Origin of the sequence: Streptosporangium subroseum (assembly GCF_900188345.1) — a bacterium.
Lineage (GTDB): Bacteria > Actinomycetota > Actinomycetes > Streptosporangiales > Streptosporangiaceae > Streptosporangium > Streptosporangium subroseum.
Map to the genome: position 1 here is coordinate 139147 of NZ_FZOD01000006.1, position 16749 is coordinate 155895.

Here is a 16749-nt window from a genome sequence, read left to right on the forward strand (position 1 = left end):
CACCAGGCCGAGCGCCACCGCTTTTGGGTCGGCCGGCGGTGACGGAGGACGGGCATGTGTCCTTGCCGCCCGACCCGTGGCACGGCCCGTCCCGGGGCGCGGGAAAACCCCTCGCGGCAATCGTGATCAACCCCATACAGTGCGCGCCATGACAAATCCTCCCTCGCTGGGAACGGGCACCAAGCTGGACTTCCACGCGCCGCTGTCCGCCGAACGCGCCGACAGGCTGACAGCCGACCTCGCCGCGGCCAAACCGTCGACCGTGCTCGACCTGGGCTGCGGGTGGGGCCGACTGCTGCTCCGCGTCCTGGAGGCCGTACCGGAAGCCCACGGCACGGGCGTCGACATCCACGGGCCCGACATGGTGCGCGGGCGAGCCGATGCCACGGCTCGCGGCCTGTCCGACCGGGTCACCTTTGTCGAAGGCCGGGCCGAAGAGCACCTCGGTGCCGCGGACCTGGTGCTGAACGTCGGCGCCTGGCATGTTTTCGGCGCCGTCCCGAGCACTTCGCAGACCCTGCGCGCCCTGCGCCCCCTGGTCAACCCGGGCGGCCGCCTGCTGTTCGCCGCCGAGTTCTGGGAACGGGCTCCCACCGCTGACGAACTGGCCGGGATGTGGCCGGACACCTCCGTGGACAGCTGCACCGACCTGGCCGGCCTCGTGGACCAGGCCACGGCTGCCGGATTCCGGCCGCTGCGCATCGAGACCGCGAGCCAGGGTGAGTGGGAGGAGTTCGAGTCGGGCTACGCCGCCGACGTGGAGGAATGGCTCGCCGCCAACCCCGGCCACCCCGAAGCCGAGGCGACCCGCGCCAAAGTGGACCGGCACCGCTCCTACTGGCTACGCGGCTACCGCAACGTGTGGGGCTTCGCCTACCTCACACTGGGCTGATCCACCGCTGGGGCGAACCGTCCCGAACTGTGCGCGGATCTTGTCGTCACAGGAGAACGAACGGGCGGCGCGGCCGAGGTGCACCTCTTCGACGACAACGACGGCGTGCGCGGCCGAACACGAGCGCATGCCGTCCGGTGACGACGCCGCCGGCGAGACCGAGGTGATCCGCCGGTTGGGCGCCGCGCTCCGCCGTTGACCGCCCGGCGGAGATGTCAGTGAGCCGTGGTCAGGTCAGGGTCCATTTCTGGCTGGCGTTGGTGTTGCAGGTCCACAGGTGCACCGGGGTGCTGTCGGCCGGGTTGGCGCCCTGCACGTCGAGGCACTTGCCGGAGTTCGGGTTGAGCAGGGTGCTGTTGGACTGGGGGACCCAGTTCTGCGCGCCGGAGCCGTTGCAGGTCCACAGCTGGACCTTCGTCCCGTCGGCCGTGCCCGCGCCCGAGACGTCCAGGCACTTGCCCAGGGCGCGGAGGGTCTGGCCGTTGCGGGTCCAGGTCTGGCTGCTCGTGGAGTTACAGCCGTAGATCTGGATCTGGGTGCCGTCCGCGGTGGCGCCGGCGCGTACGTCCAGGCATTTGCCCCCGAGGCCGACCACGGTGCCTCCGGCCGAGGTTGATCTGCCGAAGGTGAAGTCGTCGACGTCGAACAGGCCCGTACCGGTTCCCGTGAACGTCAGGTAGACGTTCGCGTTACCGGCCGGCACGTTCGACAGGGGCGTCGAGACGTCGGCGAAGGTCGTCCAGCTTCCGGTGTTGGGTACCGCCACCGAGCCGAGGATCGGACCGGACGCGGATCCTGTACGGACCTGGATCGTGCCGCCGGGCCCGCCGGAGACCACCCGTGCCTTGAACGTGGTCGCACCGGTCAGGGAGATCCCGTTGTAGGAGGCCCAGTCTCCGGGATCGATGCTGCCGAGGGTCTGCCCGTTGTTGGCCCCCGCCTTGGTGAACGGCGCCACCCCGCTCTGGGACGAGTACGACTCCGCCTGCACCGTCGGCGTAGCGGCGCCCAGCTCCTTGATCCGGACGTTGCGGAACGACACGTCGTCCCCGGTGCCGTGGTTCTGGAGGCCGATGTGCCCGGCCAGGCCGCGGGCCGGGTCGGTGTTGACGAAGTCGTTGATCTTCACTCCGTTGAGGAAGACCTGGAGCCGCTCGCCTTCGACGAGGATCTCGTAGGCGTTCCACTCCCCGGGCGGGTTCAGGGCCGCGTCCCTGGCGGCGAGGTCGGCGCTCTTGAAGGTGTAGACCGCGCCGGTGGTGCGGTCCGCCGCGTCGGTGTTGACGAAGTCGTTGATCTTCACTCCGTTGAGGAAGACCTGGAGCCGCTCGCCTTCGACGAGGATCTCGTAGGCGTTCCACTCCCCGGGCGGGTTCAGGGCCGCGTCCCTGGCGGCGAGGTCGGCGCTCTTGAAGGTGTAGACCGCGCCGGTGGTGCGGTCCGCCGCGTCGGTGGAGTCGATCTGGATCTCGTATCCGTTGTTCACGGCCGACCACGGGTCGGTCGAGGGCGGGAAGCCGATGAAGACGCCGGAGTTGTCGTCGCCGGCCATCTTCCAGTCGAGTTTCAGCGAGTACGAGGTGTACTGCTTCGCGCTGTACCAGAGGAGGCCGAGGCCGCCCGTCGACGTCAGCGTGGCGTCGGTGTTGGTGAAGCTGCCCGGTCCGGCCTGCGACCAGCCGGAGACGGATCCGTTGTAGAGGGAGGTGTAACCGGTCTCCGGCCGGCAGTCGGCCTTGACGCGGCCTGCCGCGTACCGGATGCCGCCGAGCAGGTGGGCGCGGAAGACGGAATCGGTGTAGGAGGCCGCGGTGTGACCGCCGCCGGTGTAGAACGAGCGACCGCCCTCGAAGGTCTTGCACCAGACGTGCGGGTGGTCGGCGCCCATGGTTCCCCCCGAGTACGACGACTCGTCGAGGGTCGCGAGCACGCGGGCCGTGGAGCGCGGGTTGGACTGGTAGTTGTACCACTCGTCGGTTCGGGTCCAGGTCTGCGGCAGCGTGGCGGTGGCCGCGTGCCCGCGGTTCTCCACCTTGACGCCTGCCTGCTGGATGGCGGGGTGGGAGGAGAAGTAGGCGCCGACGAGCTGGCCGTAGAAGGGCCAGCCGTACTCGGTGTCGGCGGCGGCGTGCACACCGACAAAACCGCCGCCCGCACGGATGTAGGTCTCGAACGCGGTCTGCTGTGCGGCGTTGAGCACGTCGCCGGTGGTGCTGAGGAAGACCACCGCCTCGTACTGGGCGAGGTTCGCGGTGGTGAAGGCGGCGGCGTCCTCGGTCGCGGTGACCGTGAAGGAGCCGGTCGTGCCCAGGTCGCGGATCGCCTGGATGCCGGCCGGGATGGCGTCGTGCCGGAAGCCCGCCGTCTTCGAGAAGACGAGAACGTCGTAGGGGCTGTCGGCCGCGACGGCCGCGACCGCCGGACCCGTGGGAACGGCGCACGCGAGCACGACCGCGGTGGCCGCGCCGAGGGCTGTACGGAGAATTCTGTGCATCATCATCTCCCTGTCGGGGGGAGCGGGGGCGCCCCAACAGGCGCCCCCGCCGGGACCTAGCTCAGGGTCCACTTCTGGTTGGCCCCGGCGTTGCAGGACCACAACGTCACGGGTGTGCTGTCAGCCGGATTGGCCCCGCTGACGTCCAGGCACTTGCCCGAGACCGGGTTCAGCAGTGTTCCGTTGGCCTGCGGCGTCCAGATCTGCGCGCCCGTGCCGTTGCAGGTCCACAGCTGGACCTTCGCGCCGTCGGTCGTGGCCCCGCCCGAGACGTCCAGGCACTTGTTCAGAGCGCGTAGCGCGCCGCCGTCGCGGCTCCAGGTCTGGGCCCCGGAGTTGTTGCAGCCGTAGATCTGCACCTGCGTGCCGTCCGCGGGGTTGGCGGCACGGACGTCCAGGCACTTGCCGGCCAGGCCCACGACCGGACCGCCGGTGGCGAAGGTGAACGTGTCGAGGTCGAAGAGGGCTCCGCTCGCCGCACCGGCGAAGGTGAGGTAGAGCGTGGTGGTTCCGGCGGGAGCGCCGGTGATGGTTCCCGTCACATTGGTGAAGGTCTCCCATCCGCCGGTCACCGGCACCGTCGCCGAGCCCAGGACGGCGCCGGTCGCCGAGCCCGCCCGGATCTGCAGCGTGCCGCCCACTCCGCCCGAGGACACGCGGGCGGAGAACGACCTCACATTGTTGATCTTGTAGGGGTCGAAGGAGATCCAGTCCCCGTTGTTGATGTCGCCGACCGTCCTGCCGCCCTCGGCGAGGGGTTTGGTGATGAGGGCGACGCCGGAGGAGGTCTTGAAGTGCTCCGCCTGCCGGTGCCGGGGCTGGAGGATGACCTGCTTGTGGGTGATCAGGCCGGCGTTGTCGGCGTACTCGGCGTCGAAGACGGCGAAGATGTTCGCGGCCTCGTCGTGCTCACCGTCCACGGGAACGCTGATCGCCCCGGAACATCCGTTCTGGGAGGTGATCTGGTGCCCGTGGCTGTCGTGCCCGAGCACGTAGGTCATCTTGGCGCGGGCGCAGTTGACCGTACCGTCCTCGGGGTCGGACGCCGAGACCTGGAAGGACACCACGTCTCCGTAGGAGAACAGCTGACCGTTTCCGGGGTTGTTGACGGTGACGGTCGGCGCGGTGTTACCCACGCCCACCATCACGTTCGCGCTGCCCGTCGCTCCCTTGGAGTCACGCACCGTCAGGGTCGCGGTGTAGGTGCTGTTCGTGGCGTAGGTGTGCGTCGGGTTGGCCGCGGTCGAGGTGCCGCCGTCCCCGAAGGCCCACGCGTAGGTGATCGCGTCACCGTCGGGGTCGGACGAGCCGGCCGAGGAGAACGTCACCGTGAGGGGAGCCTGGCCGGAGGTCGGAGTGCCGGTCGCGTTCGCGATGGGAGCACGGTTGCCGCCCGCGACGTAGTCGAACCGGTAGAGCGCGGAGTTCGCGTCACCGTTGAAGTACCCGGTGCCGTAGTCCAGGACGTACAGGGAACCGTCGGGGCCGAAGGCCGAGTCCATGACCTGCTTGCCCACCCACGGGAAGGCGGAGATCTCGCCGGGGCCGCCGGTGGAGGTGATCTGGATCGGCTTGATCCAGCCGCGGCCGAACTCGGAGGCGAAGAACTGCCCGTCGAGGCTCTGCGGGAATTTGGTGGCCGAGGTGTTCGCGGCGTTGTAGCGGTAGACGGGTCCCGCCATCGGCGATTCGGAACCTCCGCCGAACTCCGGCGGGGTGCCCGCGTCGCCTCCGTAGCGGATCCACGAGGGTTTGGCCGGGGGAAGCGTGCCCAGGCCGGTGTTGCGGAAGGAGTTGTTGACCGGTCCGCCCGCGCAGTTGTACTTGGCGCCACTGGCTCCCGTGGCGAAGTTCCACTCGTTGTACGTTTCCGCGGAGGTGTTGGTGCCGGTGCAGTACGGCCAGCCGTAGTTGCCCGGCGCGGTGATCCGGTTGAACTCCACCTGGCCGCTCGGGCCGCGGGTGGCGCTGGAGGAGCCCGCGTCCGGCCCGTAGTCGCCGACGTAGACGGCGCCCGTGGTCTTGTCCACGCTCATCCTGTACGGGTTCCGGAAGCCCATCGCGTAGATCTCCGGACGGGTGCCCGCGGTGCCGGGCGCGAAGAGGTTGCCCGACGGGTTGGTGTACGTGCCGTTGGCGTTCACCTTGATCCGCAGGATCTTGCCGCGCAGGTCGTTGGTGTTGGCCGCGGTCCGCTGGGCGTCGTAGGCGGGGTTCTGGTCGGTCCGCTCGTCGATCGGGGAGTATCCGGCGGAGGAGAACGGGTTGCTGTCGTCCCCGGTGGACAGGTAGAGGTTCCCGGCGGCGTCGAAGTCGATGTCACCGCCGACGTGACAGCAGATACCCCGGTCGGCGGGAACGTCGAGCACGGTCACCTGGCTCGCCATGTTCACCGTGTAGTCGGCGTTGAGGGTGAACCGGGACAGCCGGTTGACCCCCTTCCACGCGGTCCAGTCGGTGCCCGTGGCGGGAGCGTCGCCCGGGGGCGTCGACAGGGGAGGGGCGTAGTAGAGGTAGATCTGCCGGTTCGTGGCGAAGCCGGGATCGACGCCGACGCCCTGCAATCCCTCTTCGTCATGGGAGTAGACCGGGATGGTGGCGACGACGGACGTGCTGCCGGCCGCGTCGGTGCGCCGCAGCACACCGTCGCGCGCGGTGTGCAGTACGGACCGGTCGGGCAGCACCGCCAGCGAGATCGGCTCGCCGGTCTCCGCGACGCCCTTGGCGAGCGTGACCTGCTGGAAGTCGGCCTGGTTGATGGGTTGGGCCTGAGCGGGGACTGCCGGGCCCGCGATCACGGCGAGTGAGGTGGTCGCCAGTATGAGGGCGACACCCGCCGCTCTCCGCCGGAGGGCGGAGCCGAGGGGATCCAAGACTGACATCGGGGAGATGTCCTTTCCTGACGGTGCGCCAGGCGGAAGCACGGAAGCGCGCGGCCGCTCGGCTGGGGGGTGGGTTGTCAGGTGATCGTGCGGCTGAGCTCCACCGGGCCGGCGGTACGGCAGGCCCGGTGGTTAATAGGCGCAGGATGCCTTTCGAGCTACCGGACGCTTGCGCCGAACGCGTCGATGAGTCTGCCGTGTCCCATCGGCGTGCTACTGCCGTGAGCTGAGGTGGACGCCACGGTGCCATGGAGATCGGTCACCGTCAAGACATAAATCCGCCCTCTTTTGAAGATGGGCGACGTAACATCTTCAATCGACGACGAAACTTTTGTTCAATGGCAACATAAGTAGGTTTGAGGTTCCGGAAGCGTGAAGAGCATCACCCCGGAGCCATCCGCTTCGATCTCCCCCTGGCCGTAAGAGATCATCGAGCGGTGCCCCGGCGCCGGCCTGGGACGATGCCGGCGTCCGCGCGGGTGAGTCGCGCCGCCCGCTCGGGCGAGAGTCGTCGGCCACCGGCCTCCTGGCCGGGGCTGATCCCCTCAACCCGCGCGGTGGTCACCGGCCGACAGCAGTGTGGCGCGGCGGCCATTGGGCCGCCGCGCCACAGGTGCTGTGTTTCGGGCGTTCGGGTGTTCGGGATTCGGGTTCGGGTTCGGGTTCGGGTCAGCCTGCGCTGCAGGAGACCGTTGGCCAGGTCGTGCTGCCGTTGGTCTGGATGGTCACGCCGAAGTTGTTGCCGTTGCCGTTGGGCCTAGCGGTCAGCACTTGGGCGCTGGGGTAGCCGGCGCTGATGTTCCAGGTGGCGATGACCTTCTCAGGGGAGGGGACGTTCATCGTCACGGTCCAGTTGCTGGAGCCGCTGACCGAGACGTTGAGGTTGTACCGGTCGCTCCACTGCTGCCCCGCGGACAGCGACGCGGTGCAGCCGCCGCCGCCGCCACCGCCCCCACCGCCTCCACCGCCGCCGGAGGTGCCGCCTACCGTTATGTTGGAATTCCCGCTGCTCTGATATCCCTCTGTTGCGAGGATCATGTAATCGTGATTGCCCAGGCTCATTCCATTGCGGGCCCAGGCGTCAAAATGGTTTCCGGAGGTTATGGTTCCGCCCGTTTTCTTTGACTGCCGGACGCTCCAGTACTGATTGAAGGTTCTGATGCCGTCGATGGAGGGGGCGTTGGTCCGCGTCGTCTGGTAGATGTCGTACGTGCCGCCATCGCTGGTGACGGTGCCCTTGTACGTCCCCGTGGGCCGATAAGTGCCCCAGTTGTCGACGATGTAGTACTCCACGAGTGGGTTTCTCGTCCACCCGTAGAGGGTCAGATATGCATTTCCGGACGGATTGAAGCTGCCCGAGTAGCTGACGGCCCTGCGTCCGCCGGTGCTCCAGCCCTTACCGGCGACGAAATTCCCGGTGTTTCTCCATGAGGTGCTGTAATTGCCGCCGGATCCCAGTTCCATGGAGACCGACCCGGGACTGTCGGTCCAGAACGAATAGAAGTAGCCATTGTTGGTGCCGGTCTGATTGGAGGTTATGGCCGCGTGGGCGGGGCCGGGCAGCACCGCCAAGGCCACGGCCAGCGCCACGGCGCAGGCACGGCTGATGAACGGCCTGGTGCGGCCGCGTCTGCGGCTCTTCAGGCGTATGGGGGCGTCGTCCATGTGCGTGCTTCCTCCTCGTGAAGGCCGGCCGGGAGGCCGGGCAGCGCGATACGGCTCGCGGGGCTGCCGGTGGCCGGGGTGAGGGCCGCCGCGCGTCGGCGTCGTACAACGCGGCGGAGGTTGGCCGTCGTCGTGCGGTCGACGACCGGAGGACCAGGCTGCGGCGGGTGACCCGGATCGACAGTGGCTGAGGTCTGCCGATGGCGACAGTGTTTGCCCGGCTCTGATGCGCTGTCAACAATTCCCGAAAGATCCTGAAGATCTTAAGAAGGCATTTAGCCTGTTCAAAGGCTCTTTATGGCTGATCGTGCTCGAGGTCGACCAATGAAAGTTTCGTAAATATTTCGAAACATGCTGTGCGGTTCGAGACGGCCGTGCCGGCGCGCCCCCCTGGGCGGACCGCGAGGGGCGTGCCAGGACGGCACGCCCCTCGCGTGGGGCGGGGTCAGGTCCCGTAGGCCCTGACTTCGAGCAGGCCGACGGAAGCGGTTCCGTTGCCGGTGAGCAGCACCCGCAGCCGGGTGGTGTTGACGCCGGTGAAGGTGACGTTGTTGAACTGGTTCTTCGCCAGCCCGTACGTGCTCGCGCCCGGCACGTCGGCGTAGGCGGTGCCGTTCCAGTACTGCAGCTTCCACGAGGCCGGCATGTCGATGCCGTCCTCGTCGTCGAAGAAGTACACCTCGGCCCTGTTCAGGGTCTGGGCCGAGGACCAGGTGAGGTCGGCCCACTGCTGGCCGGTCTGCGGCCAGCAGCCCCAGCGGGGGTTGGCGGTGTCGTTGGAGGAGGACGGCTGGATGCCGTCGTTGACGGCGGCGACGCTCTCCCACGCGGAGGTGAAGGACGCCGAGGGGGTCGCGGACGTCGCCAGGTTGCCGGAGCCGGTGGGCGGCGGCTGGGTGCCGCCGCGGTTGTAGGCCTTGACCTCGGTGAGGCCGGTCCTGGCTCCGGAGGCACCGGTGGTCAGCACCCGTATCCGCTGGGCGCTGACGGCGGAGAACTGCACCAGGTTGTAGTTCGCCCGCGGCGCGGCCGGGGTCTTGGCCTGACCGGGCACGCTCACCCAGGCGCTGCCGTTGTAGTACTGGACGTCGTAGGCGGACGGGGCCCGGTAGGTGGCGTTGGCCGGGCGGCTGTCCTTGAAGTAGAGCCGTACCTCGTTGAGGGTGCGGGTGGCGCCGAGGTTCAGCTCGTACCAGTCCTGGCCGGTGCTGGTGCCTCCCCAGAACGGCTCGTTGGTGGGGAACCCGTCGATGGCGCCCGCGAGGTTGCTGCCGGAGGCGGTGGTGGAGGCGGTGGCCGTGGCGCCGGCCGCGAGGTTGGTCAGGTTCGCGGTCAGGTCGACGCCGGCCTTGGCGAGCATGTCCACCATCCGGGGGCTGCTCTGCGCCACCTGGTTCGGGGCCTGCAGACCGGAGACGGCGGTGTTGTAGGTGACGGTGCCGCCGGTGGTGACGGCGCCGGTGGCCGGGTCCCAGGTGAAGGGCACCAGTGTGCTGACGGTGGCGGCGCGGGCGCCGTTGATGTAGATCGAGTAGCCCTCGGGCACGCCGGGGTAACGGACGATCCCGTCGGCCGGGTCGTCCCAGACGATGGTCAGGTCGGCGTTGCGGTAGCGCAGGTTGTTGACGGTGAAGTGGGTCCAGCCGATGTTGATCGGCGACAGTTCCACCTTGGCGTCGCTACGCGGCCGGAGCCCGGCGACGTCCTCGATGACGGTCCAGTTGCTGCTGCCCAGGATGTTGTGGTGGATCCAGGAGCGGTAGTTGACCGAGGAACCGTTCCAGTCGGCCCAGAACTCGTTGGCGTCGGGCCAGGCGGTGTTGCCGCCGACGTACTGCGCCCAGGTGTTCCAGTACAGCAGCTTCTTGTAGTCGTTCGCGCTCATCCAGGAGTTGGGGTAGTTGCGCAGCACCGAGGAGTACAGCCGGAACTGCACGGTGGAGTTGATGGTGGAGAAGTTGTTCGAACCTGGGTTGCCCGCCGCCGCAGCCGCGGCCTTGTCCACCTGGTTGGCCGTGTAGAAGGGGAAGATCGGGTATTCGGCGGGGTTGTCGAACAGGCGCAGGGCCTGCTTGTAGGTGGTGGTGTTGGGCACGGCGCCGACCGCGAACGGGTAGTAGTTGTTGATCTCCTTCCAGGGCACCCACTCGTTGGTCGACTTCAGCCGGTGCTCGAAGAGCTGCCGGTTGGGGTTCCACAGCACGTTGACGATGGCGTTCTGGATCTGCGTGGCGAGCGTGCGCATCTCGGTGGCCTTGGCCGTGTTGCCGATCGCCTCGTACGCCTGGGCGGCGGCGAGCGCGCCGCTGTACTGGTAGGCCGACTCGGCGCGGTCCATGTTGCCGGGCTTCCAGTGGAAGGAGACGGCGTCGGCGTCGTTGCCGGTCAGTGCGCCCCAGTCGTACTCGATGAGCTTGTTGTTGTCGTGGTCGTAGTAGGCGAGCTGGCCCTTGACGTCCTGCTCGGCGTAACGGGCGAGGTTGGCCGCGATGCCGGGCTGGCCGCCGTGGATCTGGTAGCTCTTCCAGGCCGCCTCGGCGATGTACTGCGTGTAGCTGTTGGACCAGTTCTCCGGGTCGCCTGGATTGTCCAGGAAGCGACCGTTCTTGGACGTCTGACCGACACTGAGCCAGTCACCGTAGGAGTAGACCGGGTTGCGCAGGTATTTGAGGTCGTCGATGTGCATGGGCTGGGTCAGCGCGATGGCGTTGTTGTAGCCCAGCACGCCCTCCGTCGAGGTGGGGAACTGGAACGTCTGCCCGGGGATGTCGGCGTCGAGGTTGTTGAAGCGCATCAGCCACCAGCGGTAGTAGATGTTCTTCTTGATCGCCGGTTCGGCGACGTCGATGTAGGGCACGTTCTGCGCCCACCACAGGTTGTAGGCGCGCACGTGGGTCGCGAACGCGGTCGCGCCGGAGTAGCCCGCGTAGGCGTTGTACTCGGTGAGCGACGCGGGGATCTCGTTGGTGACGAAGCCCATCACGACCTTGGCGGTCACGGTCGCCCCGGCCGCGATGGTGACGGACCTGTTGAGCCCGCCGCTGGAGACGGCGAAGCCGTCACCGGTGAGCCGCGGGTAGATGGTGGTGAGGTTGTTGTAGGCGTTGACCTGCCCGGTCAGCTCACTGCCCGAGCCGGAGGTGGCGTAGGGCGAGGTCGCTCGCAGTTGCAGGGTGGTGGAGCCGCTGCCGCCGTTGGTGATCGACAGGTTCGTCACGGCGACGTTGTTGTCGGTGATGAACTTCGTCTGGGTCACCGTGACCGAGCCGCTGGTGTGCACGCTCTTCCAGTGGCTGGGCACCTGCCGCCGCTGGCTCACCTGCTCGGTGAACGTGCCGGGGGTGACGGCGATGGTGTAGGCGTTGTTGTTGTTGATGCTCTCCCAGTACGCCACCTGGCCGCCGAAGCCGAGCACCGCGGGGTTGTGGGTCTTCATGAAGACCGCGCGCCCCCTGCTCATCAGCCAGGTGCCGGCCGGGTCGTTGCCGGTACGGGCCAGCAGGCGGTCCATCCAGAAGTCGGTGCCGGAGCTCTCGGCGTTGTAGATGGACTGCATCATGTTGCCAGGGGTGTACGAGACCGGCGGGGCCGGGATCGCCGGACCGCTGAACGTGGGGAATCCGATGGTCTGCGCGGCGTTCGCGGGGAGGCTCAGGATGAGCGTGCCGACGGTGAGAAGCGCCGTGGTCAGGATGGCGGTCAGTCGCCGCCAGGCGGGTACGGGAATCGACATGGTGTCACAGTCCCTCGGGGGTCGGGGGGTGGACCGGGTGCGACGGGCGAATACGGAGACGAGGCCGGTGGCCCGCCCTCGGGCGTGGGAGCGGGCCACCTGCGGCAGGGGAGGAGCGGCTAGAGCGCCATCCACTCCAGGACGCCGGTGGAGTAGCCCGTCCTGGAGGTGATGTTCATGCGCAGCCGGGTGGTGGAGACCGGGGTGAAGGTGGTGATGTTGTAGGTGTTCGCGCCGACGCCGCAGCCCGACTGGCCGGGCACGTTCACATAGGCGCTGCCGTTCCAGTACTGCACCTGACAGGACGCGGGCAGGTCGATGCCCTGGTTGTCATCGAACCAGTAGGTCGCCACCTTGCTGATCGAGCGTGCGGTGGGCCACTGGTATTCGATCCACTCGGTGCCCTGGTGGTTCCAGTTGCCGTAGGCGCCGTGGCTGTGGTCGGCGGAACTCGTCGGGACGTAGCCGTCCTTGATCGCGCCGAGTGTCTCCCACGCGGAGACGTACGACGTCGAGGCGGTGGCGGCGAGGGCTTGGTTGGTGCCGGTGGGGGGCTGGCCGCCCGCGCCGCCTCCGCCGATCGGGCCCGTGGTCTGGACGACCTTCTGCATCGTGCCGTCGGCGTTCCAGTAGAGCTTGTCCAGGGTGACCGAGCGGCGGAAGTTGCCGCCGCCGGGGGCCGCGGCGTTGTGGTAGACCATGTACCACTGGCCCTTGAACTCGACGATCGCCGGATGGTTGGTGGTCGAGGTGACCTGGTCGAGCACGACTCCGCGGTGGGTCCAGGGGCCCATCGGGTTGCTCGCCGTGGCATAGCGGATGCAGGCGTAGCCCGGGGAGGAGCAGCCGGAGTCGTTGGCGGCGTAGGCCAGGTAGTAGGTGCCGTTGCGCTTGAACATCCAGGGGGCCTCCCAGAAGTTGCTCACCCCCTGCGGGGTGATCACGGGGCCGTCCAGGTTGATCATGTCGGGCTTGAGCTTGGCGGCGCGCACGCCGTTGTAGGAACCCCAGTAGATGTAGGCCTGACCGTCGTCGTCGGTGAACACGGTCGGGTCGATGTTGAGGGGCGAGGAGTTCGGGGTGCTGTCGCTGATCAGCGGTCCGCCCTTGGCGTCGGTGAACGGGCCGAGCGGGGAGTCGCCGACCGCGACGCCGATGTCCATCCAGCCCGCGCCCCTGCCGTTGACCGGCACGTACCAGTAGTACTTGCCGCCTCGCGGTTCGACCTCTCCGGCCCAGGCGTCACCTCCGGCCCAGCTGAAGTTCGAGAGCGACAGCTTGACCCCTTGATCGGTGAAGGTGGTGGCGTCGGTGGAGGAGAACACGTGCCAGTCACGCATGACGAAGTTCGTGCCGCCGGCGGCGGCCTCGTCATGACCGGTGTGCAGGTACATCGTGTCGCCGACGACCAGCGCGGCGGGGTCTGCGGTGTAGATGGCCGTGGTGATCGGGCTCGCGGCGGGCGCCGGTCCGGCCGAGGTGAGGACGAGTCCGAACGCGGCGACCGTGGCGAGGGCTGCCGTCCATCGTCGTTTCATGGCGTTACTCCTGGGGGGTGGGTGCCTGAAAACGGTGCCGAACACGCAACTACCGGACCTGGCAGCTGCTTTGTTAGCGCTAACATTCGGGATGGCCAGGGACGTTTCTGGAGTTGTACGGAGGTCCTCGACTCTGTTTCCGCGAGGTTTCCTGAGTGTTTGCGATAACAGAAACTCTGTCAAGCCCCAAAGTTCACACTCGGCTGTCAGCCCTGTGAGCTGGGAAGGGCGATTCTCGCTGCTCACTGCCGGTGACCGATAAACTGTTAACGTTAACATTATTTGATGGCGAACCGGCCCTCATGCTCGACTCGAACGGGTCCGCACATCCGCGGCGGTCTCCGCGCTCGTTTTCCGGAAGCAAGTGCCGGAGCGTCGCGGACGGCCGCGCCACCATCACCCGCGCGTCCATCCCTCGGAGAGCCGCCGCGGCTCAGTCGGCGCCATCTTCTACGGTGTCACCACGGCACCACGCGCACCAGGCCGTTCGCGCGGAAACGGCCCCGCGTCGCCGTCCGTCTCGACACCGGTACGTGAACCGATCGGTCGCCTGTTCGGGGGCGGCCAGTCGTTCGTTCGAAAGGAGACGCCGGATGAGCGTCAACGAGCAGGTTCTGAGCTACCCGATCCCCAACGACGCGGCGCTGGAGCCGCCCGCGAAATGGGCCGAGCTGCGCGGCGAGTGCCCGGTGGCGCACGTGAAGCTGCCCAGCGGCGACCAGGCGACGCTGCTGACCCGCTATGAGGACGTCAAGCGGGTGCTTGCCGACCCGCGCTTCACTCGCCGGCTCGACGCCCCCGACGCGGCCCGGCTTTCGGCCGAGGGAGACGGGGTGTTCAGCGGCGAGATGGCGCAGATCATCCCTGACGGGGGCGAGGAGCACCAGCATTGGCGGCGCCTGGTCGGCAAGTGGTTCACCGCCAAGCGGATGACCGCGCTGCGGCCCGCGATGGCCCGGATGGCCGAGCAGCTCATCGACGACATGGTCGAGCGCGGCGGACCCGGTGACCTCAAGGCCGGTCTGGGCTTCCCGCTGCCGGTGTACGTCATCTGCGACATGCTCGGCGTGCCGGCCGCGGACCGGGACCGGTTCTCCTACTGGTCTGACGCCATGCTCAACCTCACCCGCTACGGTCAGGCCGAGATCGAGGCCGCCCAGAGCGATTTCTTTCAGTACATGTCCGGGCATGTCGCCGCCAAGCGCGCCGAGCCGGGCGAGGACCTGCTGAGCGAGCTGATCGCGGTCGGCGGCCCCGAGGAGGGCGGGCTGTCCGACATCCAGATCCTGGTCACCGGCATGGCGCTGCTGATCGCCGGGCACGAGACCACCGCCAACATGATCGGCAAGATGGTCTCCATGCTGCTGGCCGACCGCAGCCGGTGGGAGCGGCTGCTGGCCGATCCCTCGCTGGTGCGCACGGCGGTGGAGGAGACGCTGCGGCTCGACGCCAACTCCGGCTTCGGCCTGCCGCGTTACCTGCGTGAGGAGACCGAGGTCAGCGGCACGGTCCTGCCCCGCGGCACCACCGTGGTGTGCAGCATGGCCGCGGCCAACCGCGATGAGAGCGTCTTCGAGGCCGCAGCCGAGATGGACCTGAGCCGTAGCCCGAACTCGCATCTGTCCTTCGGCGTCGGCGCCCACTCCTGCCTGGGCCAGGCGCTGGCCCGCACCGAGCTGCAGGTCGTCCTGGAGGTACTGCTGCGCAAGCTGCCGTCCCTGGAACTGGCCGTGCCCGTGGAGAAGCTGGAGCGCGTGGAAGGGCTGGCCGTCGGCGGCCTGCGCACGGTCCCGGTCCGCTGGTGACCCGGCACCGCCGCTCCCGGCCGGCCGCGGTGACCGTCTGCGTCACCGTTCCGCCCCGTGCGCCCACAGCCCGCGCACGTGACCGATGTGGCGGCGCATCAGCGCCTCCACCCCGGCGGAGTCGCGCACCTCGATGAGGTCCATCAGCTCGTGGTGCTCGGCCGCGGACCGGCCCAGCGCGCCGCCGCGCAGCAGCGGGGTCAGGCCGGGCAGCCGGGTCTGCGCGCGCAGCCCCGCCACCACGTCCACGAGGAACCTGTTGTCGCTGTAGGCGAGCAACGCCAGGTGGAACACGTGGTCCGCCTCGATGTACGCGATCAGGTCAGCGTGTTCGACCGCGTCGACGATGTTCTGCGCGAGCCCGCGCAGCGCGGGGAGGTCGGCCTCGGGGATGACGGGCACGGCGTCACGCACGGTCGACGGCTCGATCAGCAGCCGCACCGCCGTCAGGTGGTCGAGGTCCTCCTCCGACATCTCCGTGATCTGGAAGCCCTTGTTCCGCCGGGAGACGACCAGGCCCTCCCTCGCCAGGTCGAGCATGGCCTCGCGGACCGGCGTGGGGGACACACCGAACCGCGCGCCCAGGGCCGGCGCGGAGTAGACCGTTCCCGGCCTGAGCTCGCCCGAGATGATCGCGGCCCGCAGGGCTCCCCTCACCTGCTCCCTGAACGTCTCCTGCCTCCCTAGGGGGCGCAGGCGCGTCATGGCAGGAACCCGGCGGGAAACGGCCGGCCGGGTCGAGGCGGAGTGCGGCGGCCGGCGACGGACGGCGGGCGGTGAGGCCTCAGGGGAGGCCTCGGGCGAGACCTCACCTGTAGCCCTTCGCGAGCACCGCCTTGGTGTCACGGGTGACCAGGGCGGCGACCTCGGGGGAGAGTGGGGAGCGCGGCGGACGGCAGACGCCTCCCCTGCGGCCGGCGAGGTCCATCGACAGCTTGATCGACTGGACGAACTCGGTCTTGAAGTCCCAGCGCAGGAGCGGGTGCAGGTCACGGTAGATGGGCAGGGCGCGGGCGATGTCGCCGGGGTCGCCCGAGGTCGCGAGCCGGTAGAGCTCGACGGTGCTCTTCGGGATCGCGTTCGGGTATCCGGCGATCCAGCCGACGGCCCCGGCGAGGCCCAGTTCGAGCAGCACGTCGTCGGAACCGACGAGGAGGTCGAGCTCGGGGGCCAGCTCGCGGATCTCATAAGCCCTGCGCACGTCGCCGGTGAACTCCTTGACCGCGACGATCAGGCCCTCGCCGTGAAGCTCGGCGAGCAGGCCGGGGGTGAGGTCGACCTTGGTGTCGACCGGGTTGTTGTACGCCACGATCGGCAGCCCGACCCTGGCGACCTCGCGGTAGTGGTCGACCACGGCCTGGCGATCCGCGCGGTAGGTATTGGGCGGAAGGAGCAGCACGGACGCGGCGCCCGCCTCGGCCGCCTGCTCGGCCCAGCCTCTGGCCTGCGGCGCTCCGTAGGCGGCCACGCCCGGCATGACGTGGAAGCCCTCGGGGGAGGCCTCGACGGCGGTCCGCACGACGCGCGCGCGCTCCTCGTCCGACAGGGTCTGATATTCGCCGAGCGAGCCGTTGGGCGTGACGCCGTGGCAGCCGTTGTCGGCGAGGAACCGCACGTGCTCGGCGAAACCGTCGTAGTCGACGGACAGGTCGTCGTTGAGGGGCAGTGCCGTGGCGACGCTGACGCCGTGCCACGGCCGGGCGGATGCACTCATGCAACTCTCCTGAGAAAAGGGGGATC

9 protein-coding genes are annotated in these 16749 nt (G+C 68.5%); 2 read left to right on the forward strand and 7 right to left on the reverse strand.

Going from position 1 to position 16749, the window contains the following annotated elements; translation table 11 throughout:
* Nucleotides 1-148 precede the first annotated feature (148 nt).
* Complete coding sequence (locus CHC08_RS08615) at nucleotides 149-892, forward strand: SAM-dependent methyltransferase (protein ID WP_089206654.1); 744 nt, start codon at nucleotides 149-151, stop codon at nucleotides 890-892.
* Nucleotides 893-1121: 229 nt separating this feature from the next.
* Here the strand turns inward: CHC08_RS08615 and CHC08_RS08620 are convergent, their stop codons facing one another.
* The 5 genes from CHC08_RS08620 to CHC08_RS08640 form a co-directional block, all read right to left on the reverse strand.
* Entirely contained in the window at nucleotides 1122-3386 is a 2265-nt protein-coding gene (locus tag CHC08_RS08620) for a ThuA domain-containing protein (RefSeq protein ID WP_089206785.1), read from the reverse strand.
* Between the two features lie 56 nt (nucleotides 3387-3442).
* Nucleotides 3443-6268 carry a PQQ-dependent sugar dehydrogenase gene (locus CHC08_RS08625; RefSeq protein WP_089206655.1) on the reverse strand — a complete coding sequence of 942 codons (2826 nt, stop codon included), beginning with the start codon at nucleotides 6266-6268 and terminating at the stop codon, nucleotides 3443-3445.
* A gap of 669 nt (nucleotides 6269-6937) precedes the next feature.
* Nucleotides 6938-7933 carry a glycoside hydrolase family 11 protein gene (locus CHC08_RS08630; protein ID WP_089206656.1) on the reverse strand — a complete coding sequence of 332 codons (996 nt, stop codon included), beginning with the start codon at nucleotides 7931-7933 and terminating at the stop codon, nucleotides 6938-6940.
* A gap of 445 nt (nucleotides 7934-8378) precedes the next feature.
* Nucleotides 8379-11666: an MGH1-like glycoside hydrolase domain-containing protein gene (locus tag CHC08_RS08635; RefSeq protein WP_245878214.1), complete on the reverse strand. Its 3288-nt coding sequence runs from the start codon at nucleotides 11664-11666 to the stop codon at nucleotides 8379-8381.
* 119 nt (nucleotides 11667-11785) lie between these two features.
* On the reverse strand, nucleotides 11786-13204 hold the full coding sequence (locus tag CHC08_RS08640) for a glycoside hydrolase family 43 protein (RefSeq protein ID WP_089206657.1): 1419 nt from the start codon (nucleotides 13202-13204) through the stop codon (nucleotides 11786-11788).
* A 593-nt stretch (nucleotides 13205-13797) separates the two neighbouring features.
* On the opposite strand from CHC08_RS08640, the gene CHC08_RS08645 reads away from it, so the two are divergent.
* Nucleotides 13798-15009: a cytochrome P450 gene (locus tag CHC08_RS08645; RefSeq protein ID WP_089206658.1), complete on the forward strand. Its 1212-nt coding sequence runs from the start codon at nucleotides 13798-13800 to the stop codon at nucleotides 15007-15009.
* Nucleotides 15010-15051: 42 nt separating this feature from the next.
* Here the strand turns inward: CHC08_RS08645 and CHC08_RS08650 are convergent, their stop codons facing one another.
* Nucleotides 15052-15714: a GntR family transcriptional regulator gene (locus CHC08_RS08650; protein ID WP_089206659.1), complete on the reverse strand. Its 663-nt coding sequence runs from the start codon at nucleotides 15712-15714 to the stop codon at nucleotides 15052-15054.
* A 103-nt stretch (nucleotides 15715-15817) separates the two neighbouring features.
* On the reverse strand, nucleotides 15818-16723 hold the full coding sequence (locus tag CHC08_RS08655; RefSeq protein WP_089206660.1) for a dihydrodipicolinate synthase family protein: 906 nt from the start codon (nucleotides 16721-16723) through the stop codon (nucleotides 15818-15820).
* Between the last annotated feature and the right edge of the window lie 26 nt (nucleotides 16724-16749).